14 protein-coding genes are annotated in these 15,991 nt (G+C 63.0%); 10 read left to right on the plus strand and 4 right to left on the minus strand.

Annotation, left to right across the window (positions count from 1 at the left end; genetic code table 11):
* Nucleotides 1–9 precede the first annotated feature (9 nt).
* The gene (locus ACNFBR_RS18270; protein ID WP_416736201.1) at nt 10–1,002 is read right to left on the minus strand and encodes an AraC family transcriptional regulator; all 993 of its coding nucleotides are present in this window, start codon (nt 1,000–1,002) and stop codon (nt 10–12) included.
* 182 nt (nt 1,003–1,184) lie between these two features.
* A complete protein-coding gene (aspA, locus tag ACNFBR_RS18275) occupies nt 1,185–2,609 on the minus strand; it encodes an aspartate ammonia-lyase (RefSeq protein WP_416736202.1) in 1,425 nt (474 codons plus the stop codon).
* 182 nt (nt 2,610–2,791) lie between these two features.
* On the opposite strand from aspA, the gene ACNFBR_RS18280 reads away from it, so the two are divergent.
* The 5 genes from ACNFBR_RS18280 to ACNFBR_RS18300 all read left to right on the plus strand — a co-directional run bounded on the left by ACNFBR_RS18280 (nt 2,792) and on the right by ACNFBR_RS18300 (nt 6,407).
* A complete protein-coding gene (locus ACNFBR_RS18280) occupies nt 2,792–3,724 on the plus strand; it encodes a LysR substrate-binding domain-containing protein (protein WP_416736203.1) in 933 nt (310 codons plus the stop codon).
* A gap of 171 nt (nt 3,725–3,895) precedes the next feature.
* Nucleotides 3,896–4,387: a 5-(carboxyamino)imidazole ribonucleotide mutase gene (gene purE, locus ACNFBR_RS18285; RefSeq protein ID WP_003253304.1), complete on the plus strand. Its 492-nt coding sequence runs from the start codon at nt 3,896–3,898 to the stop codon at nt 4,385–4,387.
* A 10-nt stretch (nt 4,388–4,397) separates the two neighbouring features.
* Nucleotides 4,398–5,480, plus strand: coding sequence for a 5-(carboxyamino)imidazole ribonucleotide synthase (locus tag ACNFBR_RS18290; RefSeq protein WP_416736204.1), 1,083 nt, complete (start codon nt 4,398–4,400; stop codon nt 5,478–5,480).
* Between the two features lie 99 nt (nt 5,481–5,579).
* Nucleotides 5,580–5,825 (plus strand): GlsB/YeaQ/YmgE family stress response membrane protein, encoded by a 246-nt coding sequence (locus tag ACNFBR_RS18295; protein ID WP_400654050.1) that lies wholly within the window; start codon nt 5,580–5,582, stop codon nt 5,823–5,825.
* Between the two features lie 48 nt (nt 5,826–5,873).
* Complete coding sequence (locus tag ACNFBR_RS18300) at nt 5,874–6,407, plus strand: DUF3299 domain-containing protein (RefSeq protein ID WP_416736205.1); 534 nt, start codon at nt 5,874–5,876, stop codon at nt 6,405–6,407.
* 142 nt (nt 6,408–6,549) lie between these two features.
* Here the strand turns inward: ACNFBR_RS18300 and ACNFBR_RS18305 are convergent, their stop codons facing one another.
* Both ACNFBR_RS18305 and ACNFBR_RS18310 read right to left on the minus strand, forming a co-directional pair.
* The gene (locus ACNFBR_RS18305) at nt 6,550–7,446 is read right to left on the minus strand and encodes a D-hexose-6-phosphate mutarotase (protein WP_416736206.1); all 897 of its coding nucleotides are present in this window, start codon (nt 7,444–7,446) and stop codon (nt 6,550–6,552) included.
* A gap of 71 nt (nt 7,447–7,517) precedes the next feature.
* Nucleotides 7,518–7,916 carry an acyl-CoA thioesterase gene (locus ACNFBR_RS18310; protein WP_003253317.1) on the minus strand — a complete coding sequence of 133 codons (399 nt, stop codon included), beginning with the start codon at nt 7,914–7,916 and terminating at the stop codon, nt 7,518–7,520.
* Between the two features lie 362 nt (nt 7,917–8,278).
* Between ACNFBR_RS18310 and ACNFBR_RS18315 the strand changes: the two genes are divergently transcribed.
* From ACNFBR_RS18315 to pstB, 5 genes are all read left to right on the plus strand, one after another.
* Nucleotides 8,279–9,568: an MFS transporter gene (locus ACNFBR_RS18315; RefSeq protein WP_416736207.1), complete on the plus strand. Its 1,290-nt coding sequence runs from the start codon at nt 8,279–8,281 to the stop codon at nt 9,566–9,568.
* A 268-nt stretch (nt 9,569–9,836) separates the two neighbouring features.
* A complete protein-coding gene (locus ACNFBR_RS18320; protein WP_416736208.1) occupies nt 9,837–10,835 on the plus strand; it encodes a phosphate ABC transporter substrate-binding protein PstS in 999 nt (332 codons plus the stop codon).
* Nucleotides 10,836–10,973: 138 nt separating this feature from the next.
* Complete coding sequence (locus ACNFBR_RS18325) at nt 10,974–13,262, plus strand: phosphate ABC transporter permease (RefSeq protein WP_416736209.1); 2,289 nt, start codon at nt 10,974–10,976, stop codon at nt 13,260–13,262.
* 71 nt (nt 13,263–13,333) lie between these two features.
* Nucleotides 13,334–14,950, plus strand: coding sequence for a phosphate ABC transporter permease PstA (gene pstA / locus ACNFBR_RS18330; RefSeq protein ID WP_416736267.1), 1,617 nt, complete (start codon nt 13,334–13,336; stop codon nt 14,948–14,950).
* Between the two features lie 72 nt (nt 14,951–15,022).
* On the plus strand, nt 15,023–15,856 hold the full coding sequence (gene pstB / locus ACNFBR_RS18335; protein WP_012274853.1) for a phosphate ABC transporter ATP-binding protein PstB: 834 nt from the start codon (nt 15,023–15,025) through the stop codon (nt 15,854–15,856).
* Nucleotides 15,857–15,991 lie beyond the last annotated feature (135 nt).

A 15,991-nucleotide genomic window follows, 5' to 3' on the forward strand; every position in this document is an offset into this window, starting at 1 on the left:
CACAACAGGTCAACCGCGAAAGTGGCTGGGCGCCACACCGCTCCAGCGTTGGAAGGCATGCCGGAAGCTGGCCGTTTCGCTGAAACCCAAGGTTTCGGCAATCCGGTAGATGGGCATCTGTTCATCGGCCAGCAACTGCTTGGCCCGCTCGAACCTCAGCTCGTCCAGCAACTGTTGATAACTGCTGCCCAACGCCTGCAAATGCCGACGCAGGGTACGCGACGAGCAGTTCATCTGCCGCGCCAGCCCTTCCAGCCCGGGTGCCGCGTCCAGTTGCTGCGTCAGCAGCTGGCGAATCCGCCCCAGCCAGGCCTGGCGGCCTGTGAATTCCAGGTTCAGGCGCCGGCAGCGTTCGCTCATGGCCTTGTGGGTAATGGGGTCGGCAAGCGGCAGCGGCATATCCAGCCAGCGCCTTTCGAAGGCAAAGGCATTGTCCTCGACGGCGAAACCAATCGGGCATTGGAACGCGCCGGCATAGCGCGTGTGGTAAGTGGGGCGCGGGTGTTCGAAACGGGCACCCAGCAGCGGTAACGGGCGGCCAAGCAGGTCGTCGCAGATGACTTTCAGCGAAACCAGGCAGAACTCGGCATTGAAAGCGCTGAGCGCCGGGCTGTCGTGGTAATCGCTTGCGCTGAGCCAGACGCGCTGGCCGTCGTCGAGCAAGCGCAGCTTGAAGACTGTTCCCAGCAGTGCCGGATACTGCAGCGCCAAGCGCAAGGCGTCACCCAAAGTGGCACTGGAGAGCAGGGCGTAACCGAGCATGCCGTAGCACGACACATGCATGCGCCGGCCCAGCTCCAGGCCAATGTCCTCGCGCCGGGCCACGGCGTTGGCGCACACCTGCAATTCCTGCTGGGTGGTGATGCGCGCATCGGCGTGCCCCAGGTCTGCCGGGCCGATGCCGCTGCCGGCCAGCAGTGCCGATGCCTCGCAACCGTCTGCCTGGAAAACGTTGAGGATCAGCGAAACCGCGTTGAGGGTGGTCAGGTGGCTGTGCAGCATGCTGGGTAATCCCGTTGGCCTGGGACGCATTATGGAGCAAGTTGTGTGCCGATATGCTGGGAGTGCTGTGCGGCTGGCAAAATCCATCAGGCAAAAAAAAGGCCCGAAGCAAGCGCTCGGGCCTTGAAAGGTTGAGAGGTGTCTAGTCCCTTAACCTGGTGAGACTGTTTGCAGCGGGCTGGTTACGACTTCAGCGGAACCAGACGCGGGGCGATCATGTTTTCCGGACGCAGGATGTCGTCGAGCATCGCGTCGTCCAGCAGCTTCTCTTCACGCACCAGCTCCAGCACACCGCGGCCGCTTTCCAGGGCAACGCGGGCGATACGGGTGGCGTTTTCGTAGCCGATGTACGGGTTCAGGGCGGTGACCAGGCCGATCGAGTGCTCGACCAGTTCACGGCAGCGCTGTTCGTTGGCGGTGATACCGACGATGCAGTGCTCGCGCAGCATGTCCATGGCGCGTTGCAGCAGGCGGATCGAGTCGAAGATCTTGTAGGCGATCAGCGGCTCCATCACGTTCAACTGCAGCTGGCCACCTTCGGCAGCGACGGTCAGGGCCAGGTCGTTGCCCATGATGGCGAAGGCCACCTGGTTGACGGCTTCTGGGATAACCGGGTTGACCTTGCCTGGCATGATCGAGCTGCCTGGCTGACGCGCTGGCAGGTTGATTTCGTTGATGCCGGTGCGTGGGCCGCTGGACAGCAGGCGCAGGTCGTTGCAGATCTTCGACAGCTTGACCGCGGTACGCTTGAGCATGCCGGAGAACAGCACGAAGGCGCCCATGTCGGAGGTGGCTTCGATCAGGTCGGCAGCCGGCACCAGCGGCTGGCCGCTGATGGTGGCCAGGCGCTGTACGGCCAGGGCCTGGTAGCCAGGGTCGGCGTTGATGCCGGTGCCGATGGCGGTACCGCCCAGGTTGATTTCGGTCAGCAGTTCCGGAGCCAGCGAGCGCAGGCGCTGCAGGTCTTCGGTCATGGTGGTGGCGAAGGCGCGGAATTCCTGGCCCAGGGTCATCGGAACGGCGTCCTGCAGCTGGGTGCGGCCCATCTTCAGTACGTGGTCGAACTCTTTACCCTTGGCAGCGAAGGCCTGGATCAGGCTGTCGAGGCTGGCCAGCAGCGCGTCGTGACCCAGCAGCAGGCCCAGACGGATAGCGGTCGGGTAGGCGTCGTTGGTCGACTGCGCCATGTTCACGTCGTTGTTCGGGTGCAGGTACTGGTACTCGCCCTTCTGGTGGCCCATGGCCTCCAGCGCAACGTTGGCAATGACTTCGTTGGCGTTCATGTTGGTAGAAGTACCAGCACCGCCCTGGATCATGTCCACCACGAACTGGTCGTGGTAATCGCCTTTGATCAGGCGGGCGCAGGCTGCGGTGATGGCAGCGTGCTTGGCATCGCTCAGGTGACCCAGCTCACGGTTGGCGTCGGCAGCGGCCTGCTTGACCATGGCCAGGGCCACGACCAGCTTCGGGTAGTGCGACAGCGGAACACCGGAGAGGTGGAAGTTGTTGGCAGCGCGCAGGGTCTGGATGCCGTAGTAGGCATCTGCAGGAACTTCCAGGGTACCCAACAAGTCTTTTTCGACGCGGAACGATGCAGCGGAGGACATGATGTATATCATCTCGATTTTGACCCGGCACATGCCGGAATGGCGCCAATCCTAGGCCTGAAGGTGATTTTGCGGCCAATGCTGTTGCACGCTAACCTATGCACAAACGGCATAGTGTTTCATGTGACGCCAATTGACATTCGAGCGTGTTCCATTTTGGTGCACGCCGGGAGATGTGCTTCGTGAACCTTGAAAGCAAATGGCTGGAAGATTTCAGCGCACTGGCCGCCACCCGCAGTTTTTCCCAGGCGGCAGAGCGGCGTTTCGTGACTCAACCGGCCTTCAGCCGGCGCATTCGCAGCCTTGAAGCGGCGCTGGGCTTGCAACTGGTGAATCGTTCCCGCACGCCCATCGAGCTGACCGAGGCCGGGCAGCTTTTTCTCGTCACAGCGCGCACCGTTGTCGACCAGTTGAGCGAAATTCTCCGTCACTTGCATCATTTGGAAGGCGGGCAGGGCGAAGTGGTGCAGGTGGCGGCGGCACACTCCCTCGCCTCGGGCTTTTTCCCGCGTTGGGTGGCCCAGTTGCGCAACGACGGTTTGAACATCGCCACCCGCCTGGTTGCGACTAACGTCGGAGATGCCGTGCACGCATTGCGTGAAGGCGGCTGCGACCTGATGCTGGCTTTCTACGACCCGGATGCGGCCCTGCAGATGGACGCCGAAATCTTCCCGTCGCTGCACATGGGCACCACTGAAATGCTGCCGGTGTGCGCGGTGGATGCCGAAGGCCAGCCATTGTTCGACCTGGAAGGCGAGGGCAGCGTGCCGCTGTTGGCGTATACCGCGGGTGCGTTCCTTGGGCGCTCGGTCAATTTGCTGCTGCGCCAGCGCAACCTGCGCTATACCACCGTCTATGAAACCGCCATGGCCGACAGCCTTAAAAGCATGGCGCTGGAGGGCATGGGCATCGCCTGGGTACCGCGCCTGTCGATGCGCGGTGAGCTGGAGCGGGGCGAGTTGGCCATCTGCGGGGGCAGCCAGTGGCACGTGCCGCTGGAAATCCGCCTGTACCGCTGTGCGCTGGTGCGCAAGGCCAACGTCAGGCTGTTGTGGCGCAAGCTCGAAGGTGCCGCGGCGGTTGACCCAAAAGTCAGCCAAAGCCCCGAAAAATAAGGGGCGACAGTTGGTCGCCGGGGTGCCTTAAACGCACCACCTTACGGTATACTGCGCGGCCTTTCGACCGGATGCGTCCGGTCCTGATCAGCAAACAAGCCACGCCGGTCGTCCCGCGTGGCTTGTTGTTTTTTGACGCGCCCAAGGGCGCACAAGCGAAGAGGCTCGACGATGAGTGCACTGGTTGGCGTGATCATGGGCTCCAAGTCCGATTGGTCCACCCTTAGCCACACCGCCGATATGCTGGAAAAACTCGGCATTCCCTACGAAGTGAAGGTGGTTTCCGCCCACCGCACCCCGGATCTGCTGTTCCAGTATGCCGAGGAGGCTGAGGGCCGTGGCATCGAGGTGATCATCGCCGGTGCCGGTGGCGCAGCCCACCTGCCAGGCATGTGCGCCGCCAAGACCCACCTGCCGGTGCTGGGTGTGCCGGTGCAGTCGTCGATGCTGTCGGGCGTCGATTCGCTGCTGTCGATCGTGCAGATGCCCGCTGGCGTACCGGTCGCCACCCTGGCCATCGGCCGTGCCGGTGCGGTCAACGCCGCACTGCTGTCGGCCAGCATCCTGGGCGCCAAGTACCCGCAGTACCACGCGGCGTTGAAGCAGTTCCGCACGGAGCAGACCGACACCGTGCTGGACAACCCAGACCCGCGCCAGGCTTGAGGCTCAACCCATGAAGATCGGTGTAATCGGTGGCGGCCAGCTGGGCCGCATGCTGGCCCTGGCGGGTACCCCGCTGGGCATGAACTTCGCCTTCCTCGACCCGGCACCGGACGCCTGCGCCGCGCCCCTGGGCGAGCACCTGCGTGCCGACTACGGCGACCAGGACCACCTGCGCCAGCTGGCCGACGAAGTCGACCTGGTCACCTTCGAGTTCGAAAGCGTCCCGGCCGAGACCGTGGCCTTCCTCTCGCAGTTCGTGCCGGTGTACCCCAGCGCCGAAGCCCTGCGCATCGCCCGTGACCGCCTGTTCGAAAAGAGCATGTTCCGCGACCTGGGTATCCCCACTCCGGCCTTCGCCGACATCCTTTCGCAGGCAGACCTGGACGCCGCGGTGGCCAGCATCGGCCTGCCGGCTGTGCTGAAAACCCGCACCCTGGGTTATGACGGCAAGGGCCAGAAGGTGCTGCGCACGCCAGAAGACGTGGTAGGCACCTTTGCCGAGCTGGGCAGCGTGCCATGCCTGCTGGAAGGCTTCGTGCCGTTCACTGGCGAAGTGTCGCTGGTGGCCGTGCGTGCCCGCGATGGCGAAACCCGCTTCTACCCGCTGGTGCACAACACCCACGAGAGCGGCATTCTGCGCCTGTCGGTGGCTAGCCAGGCACACCCGCTGCAGGCCCTGGCCGAAGACTACGTCGGTCGCGTGTTGCAGAAGCTGGATTACGTTGGCGTGATGGCCTTCGAGTTCTTCGAGGTCGACGGTGGCCTGAAGGCCAACGAAATCGCCCCGCGCGTGCACAACTCCGGGCACTGGACCATCGAAGGTGCCGAGTGCAGCCAGTTCGAGAACCACCTGCGTGCCGTTGCCGGCCTGCCGCTGGGCTCGACCGCCAAGGTGGGCGAGAGCGCGATGCTCAACTTCATCGGTGAAGTACCGGCGGTGGACAAAGTCGTCGCCATCGACGACTGCCACCTGCACCACTATGGCAAGGCCTTCAAGGTCGGCCGCAAGGTTGGCCACGCCACCCTGCGCTGCCATGACATGGCCACCCTTGAGCGCAAGATTGCCGAAGTAGAGGCCTTGATCAGCAACTGATCGAACTTCTGCCATAGGCTTGCCCTCTGAAAATGGCAACAAGCCAAAGCGCTGTCTAGGCTTTGGCTTGTTCCATCTTCGAACTGCAGAGGGATTGCCATGGGCATCATTGGAACCATCTTCATCGGTCTCATCGTTGGCCTGCTGGCCCGCTTCATCAAGCCGGGCGACGACAGCATGGGCTGGATCATGACCATCCTGCTGGGTATTGCCGGCTCGCTGTTGGCCACCTATGGCGGCCAGGCACTGGGCATTTACCAGGCTGGGCAGGCGGCGGGCTTCATTGGCGCGCTGGTCGGTGCCGTGGTCCTTCTGGTGATCTACGGATTCATCAAGAAACGCTGAATACTGGTTAGAATGCCCGGCAATTCATCCGAGTTGCCGAGCATTTCCATGCGTGCCTTTTTCCTTGTCCCCCTGCTGTTGGCCAGCGCCCTGGCCCATGCCGAACTGTCCGAAACCGACTGGCTGGAGCTGATGCCCAAGTCGGACCAGAAGGCGCTCGAGCAAATGCCCGAAATCGACCACAACTCGCCAGAAGCCATGGGCACCTTTACCGACAAGGGCGGCCTCAAGCAGAGCAAGGGCTTGCCGGCGGTGATGTACTCGACCAAGACTGTGGCTGCCATGAACGGCAAGGACATCCGCCTGGGCGGTTACCCGGTGCCGCTGGAAAGCGATGCCAAGGGCAACAGCACGCTGTTTTTCCTGGTGCCCTACCCAGGCGCGTGCATCCATGTGCCGCCACCGCCACCTAACCAGTTGGTGTTGGTGCGCTACCCGAAAGGGTTGAAGATCGATGACATCTACACACCGCTGTGGGTCAGCGGCAAGCTGAAGGTGGAAAAGGTCAGCAATGACCTGGCCGATGCGGCCTACGCGCTGGATGCGGGGAAGGTGAGGGTGGTGGAAGACGCCGACCTCTGATTGATGGAGAAGGGCTGCTTTGCAGCCCATCGCGGCACAAGGCCGCTCCTACAGGGACCGCGCCGCCAGCAGGTGAGCGCGATCCCTGTAGGAGCGGCCTTGTGCCGCGAAAGGACCGCGCAGCGGTCCCTGGGGCATCAGATCAAAGGGCTTCGCTGGCAATTCCAACGCTCAGCGAATGACTGGCCCCTGGCCTCAGCTCCACCAGGTCATCCCACACATTCGCCGTTTCGATGCACAGCATCCGCTGCCAGCCATCGTCGGCCATATCCGCCAGCTCCCGCGCCCGCTCGGTCCACGGGTTCCAGATCACCGCCGACCGCGACCCGCTGCTGGTCAAGGTAATCCGCCGGTTCCAATGCGGGTCGACAATGCTCAGTTGCGATGGGGTGTCGAGGTAGATCCGGTCAGTCTCCCCGGTAAACGCCAGCGGGCCTTGCTGCTGGCGCTGTTCCCAGTCAGCCAAGGTCTCGATATAGCCCAGCCCGTCGACGCCCTCGACCCGCGACTGGCGCACATCACTCACCGCGAAGTAGCTGTGCAGGGCCTGGCTGATGGTAACGGGGGTATTGCCCATGTTGCGGCTGGTCAGCTTCAGCGCCAGTTCCTCGCCCAGCTCCACCACCAGCTTCAACTCGACGTCATGAGGCCAGTTGGGCAGGTCGCCCTGCGCCTCAGGCAGTTCGAATTCGATGCGCAGGCCGTCGTTCGTTTCCTCGATACCCAGCAACTGCCAGTCACGCGAGCGCGCCAGCCCGTGAGCAGGCGCCTGCTCGCCGTGGAACATGGCCTGCACGGCCTGGGGGTTGCGCTGCAGGTTGCCAAACCACGGCCAGCACACCGGTACCCCGGCGCGTACCGACTTGCCTTGGCGGAAGATGGCCTGGTCGCTCAGCCACAGCAGTGGCGGCTCGCCCACCCGCTGGTAGCTGAGGATCTGCGCGCCCTGCTGGGCGATCAGGAGTTCGGCGCGGGCGCTGCTGATACGCCAGCAGTTGAGTTCGCCATGTTGCTCGGTTACGACCTGGAAGGTAGCCATTGCATTCATCTCATTGATTGCCAGTGGGCCTTGGACCCGGGCACATGCAATGAGTTTACCGCCAGCGTGGCTCAGCGACGAGGCACGGAGCGGGTGCGGCCACTGCCATCGATGGCAACGAAGACGAATACCGCTTCGGTGACCTTGCGCCATTCGCTGGACAACGGGTCGTCGCTCCACACCTCGACCATCATCTGGATCGAGCTGCGGCCGATTTCCAGGGTCTGGGTATAGAACGACAGCTGTGCGCCTACCGCCACCGGTACCAGGAAGGCCATGCGGTCGATGGCTACAGTGGCCACGCGGCCGCCAGCAACGCGGCTGGCCATGGCCGTACCGGCCAAGTCCATCTGGGCAACCAGCCAGCCGCCGAAGATATCGCCAAACCCGTTGGTCTCGCGCGGCAGTGCGGTGATCTGCAAGGCCAGGTCGCCTTGCGGGATTGGATCTTCTTGTTCGAGCTCAATCATGCGATGGGGCCTCTGACCCGTGACGCTTTTCGTTGGTGTGGCGCAAAGGCCGGGTAAACGATTCAGCTTGGAACATACTACGCCGATTTCGTTTCACTGGGCGGCCGTAGGGAAATTCTGCGAAACCGCCTGACAATAGTGACCGGCGTTTTCGCACAACATCCCACGTTAGGAGCAACCCTTTCCTACGAACCGCCAGTATATAGGGCATAACGGCCAGCGACGACCGCACATTCATGAATATCTGTATGGATTTTGTATCGCTTTCGGCGTAGCTCGGCAATTTGCTATCTTCGCCTGTCTCCCAATCCAGAAGCCGCGTGCCAAGCGGCCTGCATGCCCTACAAAGAGAACAACGAGCGATGACTTCCGTGCCGAGCAGTATCGAGCAGCCCTCGCGGCCGCTGACCCGCAGTGACTACAAGACCCTCTCACTGTCCGCCCTGGGCGGCGCGCTGGAGTTCTACGACTTCATCATCTTCGTGTTTTTCGCCACGGTGGTGGGCAAGTTGTTCTTCCCGGCCGACATGCCCGAGTGGCTGCGCCTGATGCAAACCTTCGGCATCTTCGCCGCCGGCTACCTGGCTCGGCCGCTGGGCGGCATCGTCATGGCCCACTTCGGCGACCTGCTCGGGCGCAAGAAGATGTTCACCCTGAGCATCTTCATGATGGCCTTGCCGACCCTGATCATGGGCCTGCTGCCAACGTACGCGCAGATCGGCATGTGGGCACCGATCCTGCTGCTGTTGATGCGCGTGATCCAAGGCGCGGCCATCGGCGGCGAAGTGCCGGGCGCCTGGGTGTTCGTCTCCGAGCACGTACCGGCGCGCAACACCGGCTATGCCTGCGGCACCCTGACCGCCGGCCTGACCGCCGGCATTCTGCTGGGCTCGCTGGTCGCGACCCTGATCAACAGCGTGTACAGCGCGGAAGAAGTGGCCGATTACGCCTGGCGTATCCCGTTCTTGCTGGGCGGTGTGTTCGGCCTGTTCTCGGTGTACTTGCGCCGCTGGCTGCACGAAACCCCGGTGTTCGCCGAGATGCAGCAACGCAAGGCATTGGCCGAGGAGCTGCCACTGCGCGCGGTGCTGCGTGACCACCGCGGCCCGATCATCCTGTCGATGCTGCTGACCTGGATGCTGTCGGCCGGCATCGTGGTGGTCATCCTGATGACCCCGGCGCTGCTGCAGAGCTTCTACCACATCAGCCCGACCGACTCGCTCAAGGCCAACAGCCTGGCCATCGTCTTGCTCAGCTTTGGCTGCATTGGCGCCGGTAGCCTGGCCGACCGCTTTGGTGCGGGCCGGGTGTTCGTGATCGGCAGCCTGTTGCTGCTGGCCAGTTCCTGGGCGTTCTACCACAGCCTGCCGACCCGGCCCGAGCTGTTGTTCCCGCTGTATGCGGTGACCGGCCTGTGCGTGGGTGTGATTGGCGCGGTGCCTTATGTGATGGTCAAGGCGTTCCCGGCGGTGGTGCGGTTCAGCGGCCTGTCGTTCTCGTACAACGTTGCCTACGCCATCTTTGGTGGCTTGACACCGATGGTGGTGACCGCGCTGCTGAAGGTGAGCCCGATGGCGCCTGCTTACTATGTGGCTGGCCTGTGCGCGGTTGGTCTGGCCGTGGGTCTGTACCTGCTCGCCAACAAGCGCTGATATGGATGGCTAGCGCGGTCATTGTGGGAGCGGCCTTGTGCCGCGAAAGGGCCGCAGCGCGGCCCCAGGGTATCAGCGCAGATGCATAAATTGCTGGGGCTGCTTTGCAGCCCTTTCGCGGCACAAGGCCGCTCCCACAAGGTTCGTCGTTTTTACGATGATGGCCTTTCATCCAATTGTCACAATGAAGTCATATCGTGTTCATGCGGCCTGCCGATACTTGGGCCCGTTCCATCCAACACCCCAATATTCCTGCTAGGAGCAAGGCATGAAACTGAAGCGTTTGATGGCGGCCCTCACCTTTGCCGCCGCTGGCGTTGCAACCGCCAACGCGGTAGCCGCTGTCGATCCTGCGATCCCGACCTACACCAAGACCACCGGTGTTTCGGGCAACCTCTCCAGCGTCGGTTCCGACACCCTCGCGAACCTGATGACTCTGTGGGCCGAGGCCTACAAGAAGGAATATCCGAACGTAAACATCCAGATCCAGGCTGCCGGCTCCTCCACCGCGCCACCCGCGCTGACCGAGGGCACCGCCAACCTGGGCCCGATGAGCCGCAAGATGAAGGACGTCGAGCTGCAGGCCTTCGAGCAGAAGTACGGCTACAAGCCGACCGCTATCCCGGTCGCCGTCGATGCCCTGGCTGTGTTCGTGCACAAGGACAACCCGATCAAGGGCCTGACCATGGCTCAGGTCGACGCCATCTTCTCCTCCACCCGCCTGTGCGGTGGCAAGGCCGAGATCAAGACCTGGGGCGACGTCGGTGTGACCGGCGACCTGGCCAACAAGCCAATCCAGCTGTTCGGCCGCAACTCGGTATCGGGCACCTACGGCTACTTCAAGGAAGAAGCCCTGTGCAAAGGCGACTTCAAGCCTAACGTCAACGAACAGCCTGGCTCGGCTTCGGTCGTGCAGTCGATCAGCTCCTCGCTGAACGGCATCGGCTACTCGGGCATCGGTTACAAGACCGCCAGCGTCAAGACCGTGGCCCTGGCCAAGAAAGAAGGCGGCGAGTTCGTCGAAGACAACGAAGCCAACGCCCTGAACGGCAGCTACCCGCTGTCGCGCTTCCTGTACGTCTACGTCAACAAGGCGCCGAACAAGCCGCTGGCCCCGCTGGAAGCCGAGTTCGTCAAGCTGGTGCTGTCGCAAGCTGGCCAGCAGGTCGTGGTGAAGGATGGTTACATCCCGCTGCCGGCCAAAGTCGTCGACAAGACCCTGGCTGACCTGGGCCTGTCCCACACCGGTAACGTTGCAAAGAAGTAAGTAATTAAGAAGAGGCCGGTGCCACTGCCCGGCCTCTTCCACGAATTTCCAGTCCGAAGCCAGGTCCCCTGTGCGGCGGGCTTTCGCGCGTCACCACTTTGTAATGTTTTTGTCACACGGGACCGCTAGGGTGTGCGCATGAATGATCTGGCCAATTCCAACATGACCCAAAACTCCCAGCCCGTGCGCATTGATTTCAATACGCCCGAGTTGCAACGCAAGCGCCGCATGCGTGCGCTCAAGGACCGCCTGACCCGCTGGTATGTACTGGTGGGCGGGCTTGCCGTATTGGCGGCAATCACCCTGATCTTCTTCTACCTGGCTTATGTGGTGCTGCCACTGTTCCAGGGCGCCCAGCTGACCAGCAAGAAAGCCCTGGAGCCGACCTGGCTGCAGCAGGATGCCGGCAAGCCGCTGATGATTGCGCTTGAAGAGCAGAACCTGGTGGGGATGCGTGTTTCGGACAAGGGCCAGGCATTGTTCTTCGACACCAAGACCGGTAACGCGCTCAAGCGTGTCGATCTGCCCGTGCCGGCAGACACCCAGGTCACGTCGATCAGCACTGACCAGCCGGGCAGCCCGCTGGTGGTGCTGGGCTTGTCCAATGGCCAGGCGCTGGTGTTCCACCACACCTACAAGATCACCTACCCGGACAACAAGAAAACCATCGCCCCTGGCATCGATTACCCCTACGGCGAGCAGCCGTTCGTGCTCGACGAACAGGGCCGTGCGCTTGAGCACGTCAGCGTCAACGTCAATGGCGACACCCTGCTGCTGGCCGGTTCCACCGGCGCGCACCTGCAGGTGGTCGAGCTGACCCGCACGGAAAACATGATGACCGAAGAGGTCACCACCGAACAAAACCGTATCGTCTTGCCACAGATGACCGAAACGGTGAAGAACATCTTCATCGACCCGCGCCAGCAGTGGTTGTACGTGATCAACGGCCGCGCCACGGCTGACGTGTTCAGCCTGCGCGACAAGAGCCTCAACGGCCGTTACAAGTTGTCTGAAAGCGCCGACACCGAAATCACCGCCACGGCCCCGCTGGTCGGTGGCATCTCGCTGATCATCGGTGACTCCAAGGGCGGCCTGGCCCAGTGGTTCATGGCCCGCGACCCGGATGGCGAATCGCGCTTCAAGCAGATCCGTACCTTCCAGATGGGCAAGGCGCCCATCGTGCAGATCGACGCCGAAGAGCGCCGCAAGGGCTTCATCGCCCTGGACGCCGAAGGCAAGCTGGGCGTGTTCCACAGCACCGCGCACCGTACCCTGCTGGTCGAGCCGGCTGCCGAAGGCCCTGGCATCCTGGCCCTGTCGCCACGCGCCAACCGCATCATCATCGAAGAAGGCGGCAAACTGCTGCCGCTGAGCCTGCGCAATCCGCACCCGGAAATTTCCTTCAGCGCGTTGTGGGGCAAGGTGTGGTACGAGAACTACGACGAACCGAAGTACGTCTGGCAATCGACCGCTTCCAACACGGACTTCGAGCCCAAGCTCAGCCTGTCGCCGCTGACCTTCGGTACCTTGAAGGCCGCGTTCTACGCAATGATCCTGGCCGCCCCGCTGGCCATTGCCGCGGCCATCTACACCGCCTACTTCATGGCCCCGGGCATGCGCCGCAAGGTCAAGCCGGTGATCGAGCTGATGGAGGCGATGCCGACGGTGATCCTCGGCTTCTTCGCCGGCCTGTTCCTGGCCCCGTACCTGGAAGGCCACCTGCCGGGTGTGTTCAGCCTGTTCCTGCTGATGCCGATCGGTATCCTGCTGGCCGGCTTCGTCTGGAGCCGCCTGCCGGAGTCGATCCGCCTGCGCGTGCCGGATGGCTGGGAAGCGGCGATCCTGATCCCGGTCATCCTGTTCACCGGCTGGTTCGCCCTGACCATGAGCCCGCACCTGGAAAGCTGGTTCTTCGGCGGCGACATGCGCCTGTGGATCACCAACGACCTGGGCATCACCTATGACCAGCGCAACGCCCTGGTAGTCGGCATCGCCATGGGCTTTGCGGTTATCCCGAACATTTACTCGATTGCCGAAGACGCCGTGTTCAGCGTGCCGCGCAGCCTGACCCTGGGCTCGCTGGCGCTGGGGGCGACGCCCTGGCAAACCCTGACCCGCGTGGTCATCCTCACCGCCAGCCCAGGCATCTTCTCGGCGCTGATGATCGGCATGGGCCGTGCGGTGGGCGAGACCATGATCGTGCTGATGGCCACCGGCAACACCCCGGTGATGGAGATGAACCTGTTCGAGGGCATGCGCACCCTGGCCGCCAACGTGGCGGTGGAAATGCCGGAATCGGAAGTCGGTGGCAGCCACTATCGCGTGCTGTTCCTGGCCGCCCTGGTGCTGCTGATGTTCACCTTCATCATGAACACCTTGGCCGAGCTGATTCGCCAGCGTCTGCGCAAGAAATACTCGTCGCTTTGATAGAAAGGTAGCGATCCGTGAAAAAGGATTCCCTCAAAGGCTGGTTCAAGAGCGGCGCCCCAGGCGTCTGGATGAGCGGCGGCGCGGTGGCCATGGCGGTGATCATGACCGTCGGCCTGCTGGCGGTGATTGCCGTGCGCGGCTTGGGCCACTTCTGGCCGGCCGACCTTGTCCAGGCAACCTACAAGGTGCCGGGCCAGGCTGATCACATCGTTATCGGCGAAGTGGTGCAAAAGGAAGAGGTGCCCCGTGCCCGCCTCAAGGGGGCCGGCCTGCCGGTACCGGAGCAGGGCCCGGAGTTCATGACCCGCGAGTTGATCAAGGTGGGTAACCGCGACCTCAACGGCAGCGATTTCACCTGGGTGGTCGGCGACTGGCTGGTCGACGAACAGCGCCCAGCCGACCTGATTGCCCTGGAGCGCCGCGAGTGGGGCAACTTCTACGGCTACCTGGTCAGCGTCAAGGAAGAAGGCCGTGTGGTTGCCGAGGGTCCTGCGGCCTGGAACGAGCTGCAGGCCCGACTCAAGCGTGCCAACACGCTCAATGGCGAGCTGCAGCAGCTGGAAAAGAAAGACATCGGTGCCATCAACCATGGCCTCGAGCGCCTGCGCCTGCAAGCCCGCAAGCTGGAGCTGGACGGCAAGCTGGACGCCGCCGCCCAGGCCGACATGGACGCCGACCGCGCGGAGTTGAACAGCCGCTACAAGGCCATCGAAGACCGCCTGACCGGGCTGCATCAAGCCTTTGCCCGCGACAGCCTGGTGGCGCGCGATGGCAATGGCCGTGAAGTGGAAATCAACCTGAGCAAGGTGGTGCACGCCATCCAGCCGAACGGCATGTCTGCGTTCACCAAGCTGGGCACCTACTTCGCCAAGGTCTGGGAGTTCCTCAGCGACGACCCGCGTGAAGCCAACACCGAGGGCGGCATCTTCCCGGCCATTTTCGGTACCGTGATGATGACCCTGATCATGGCCGTGATCGTCACCCCGTTCGGCGTGCTGGCCGCCGTCTACCTGCGCGAATACGCAAGACAAGGCCCGGTGACACGCTTGATCCGCATTGCGGTGAACAACCTGGCCGGTGTACCGGCGATCGTCTACGGCGTGTTCGGTCTGGGGTTCTTCGTCTACGTGCTGGGTGGCTCGATCGACCGCCTGTTCTTCCCTGAGGCACTGCCGGCGCCAACCCTGGGCACCCCGGGCCTGTTGTGGGCATCGCTGACCCTGGCGCTGCTGGCGGTGCCGGTAGTGATCGTGGCGACCGAAGAAGGCCTGGCGCGCATCCCGCGCACCGTGCGTGAAGGTTCGCTGGCGCTGGGCGCGACCAAGGCTGAAACACTGTGGAAGATCGTCCTGCCCATGGCCAGCCCGGCCATGATGACCGGCATGATCCTCGCCGTGGCCCGCGCCGCGGGTGAAGTGGCGCCGCTGATGCTGGTGGGTGTGGTGAAGCTGGCGCCTTCGCTGCCGGTGGACGGTAATTACCCGTACCTGCACCTGGACCAGAAGATCATGCACCTGGGCTTCCACATCTATGACGTCGGCTTCCAGAGCCCGAACGTCGAGGCCGCGCGACCGTTGGTCTACGCCACGGCGCTGCTGCTGGTGCTGGTGATCGCCACCCTCAACCTGTCTGCCGTGTGGATCCGCAACCACCTGCGCGAGAAGTACAAGGCGCTGGACAGCTGACCCTGATGACAAGCGCGCCGCCCGTACAGCGGGCGGCCCTTTGAAACGAATTGATAGCGTATGGAGTTGACCATGCAGCAAGATTCCCATACCCACGGCATCGACATGTCTGCCCTGGGCCGCAACAAGCAGAGCCTGCGCCTGGCCGAAGAAACCGTGGCCATCGAAGTGCCGGGCCTGAGCCTGTTCTACGGCGACAAGCAGGCGTTGTTCGACGTCAGCATGAACATCCCCAAGCAGCGCGTGACCGCCTTCATCGGCCCGTCCGGCTGCGGCAAGTCGACCCTGCTGCGCACCTTCAACCGCATGAACGACCTGGTTGACGGCTGCCGCGTGGAAGGCGCCATCAACCTGTACGGCAACAACATCTACCGCAAAGGCGAAGACGTGGCCGAGCTGCGCCGCCGTGTCGGCATGGTGTTTCAGAAGCCCAACCCGTTCCCCAAGACCATCTACGAAAACGTGGTCTACGGCCTGCGTATCCAAGGCATCAACAAGAAGCGCGTGCTTGATGAAGCCGTCGAGTGGGCGTTGAAAGGCGCGGCCTTGTGGGACGAGGTCAAGGACCGCCTGCATGAATCGGCGCTGGGCCTGTCCGGTGGCCAACAGCAGCGTCTGGTTATCGCCCGCACCATTGCCGTTGAGCCTGAGGTGCTGCTGCTCGACGAACCCTGCTCGGCGCTGGACCCGATCTCGACGTTGAAGGTCGAAGAGCTGATCTACGAATTGAAATCCAAGTACACCATCGTCATCGTGACCCACAACATGCAGCAGGCGGCCCGTGTTTCCGACTACACCGCGTTCATGTACATGGGCAAACTGGTCGAATTCGGGGACACCGACACCCTGTTCACCAACCCGGCGAAGAAGCAGACCGAAGACTACATCACCGGTCGCTACGGCTAGCAGCCACGCGGCCCCTGTGGGAGCGGGCGTGCCCGCGCAGCAGGCGCCGCGGTATGTGGCACCGGCTTCGCCGGTGTTCGCGGGCACGCCCGCTCCCACAGGGAATGACACGAACTACTTGAAGCTTGCAGCTTC

It is taken from the genome of Pseudomonas sp. NY11955, assembly GCF_048068035.1.
In the GTDB taxonomy this organism is placed as follows: Bacteria; Pseudomonadota; Gammaproteobacteria; order Pseudomonadales; family Pseudomonadaceae; genus Aquipseudomonas.

Coding starts and splice junctions, on each gene's coding strand:
- ACNFBR_RS18315 (WP_416736207.1), top strand. CDS start 8,279: ATGACTTCCGTGCCGAGCAGTATCGAGCAGCCCTCGCGGCCGCTGACC.
- ACNFBR_RS18325 (WP_416736209.1), top strand. CDS start 10,974: ATGAATGATCTGGCCAATTCCAACATGACCCAAAACTCCCAGCCCGTG.
- ACNFBR_RS18290 (WP_416736204.1), top strand. CDS start 4,398: ATGAAGATCGGTGTAATCGGTGGCGGCCAGCTGGGCCGCATGCTGGCC.
- aspA (WP_416736202.1), bottom strand. CDS start 2,609: ATGTCCTCCGCTGCATCGTTCCGCGTCGAAAAAGACTTGTTGGGTACC.
- pstA (WP_416736267.1), top strand. CDS start 13,334: ATGAGCGGCGGCGCGGTGGCCATGGCGGTGATCATGACCGTCGGCCTG.
- ACNFBR_RS18300 (WP_416736205.1), top strand. CDS start 5,874: ATGCGTGCCTTTTTCCTTGTCCCCCTGCTGTTGGCCAGCGCCCTGGCC.
- ACNFBR_RS18270 (WP_416736201.1), bottom strand. CDS start 1,002: ATGCTGCACAGCCACCTGACCACCCTCAACGCGGTTTCGCTGATCCTC.
- pstB (WP_012274853.1), top strand. CDS start 15,023: ATGCAGCAAGATTCCCATACCCACGGCATCGACATGTCTGCCCTGGGC.
- ACNFBR_RS18320 (WP_416736208.1), top strand. CDS start 9,837: ATGAAACTGAAGCGTTTGATGGCGGCCCTCACCTTTGCCGCCGCTGGC.
- purE (WP_003253304.1), top strand. CDS start 3,896: ATGAGTGCACTGGTTGGCGTGATCATGGGCTCCAAGTCCGATTGGTCC.
- ACNFBR_RS18305 (WP_416736206.1), bottom strand. CDS start 7,446: ATGGCTACCTTCCAGGTCGTAACCGAGCAACATGGCGAACTCAACTGC.
- ACNFBR_RS18295 (WP_400654050.1), top strand. CDS start 5,580: ATGGGCATCATTGGAACCATCTTCATCGGTCTCATCGTTGGCCTGCTG.
- ACNFBR_RS18310 (WP_003253317.1), bottom strand. CDS start 7,916: ATGATTGAGCTCGAACAAGAAGATCCAATCCCGCAAGGCGACCTGGCC.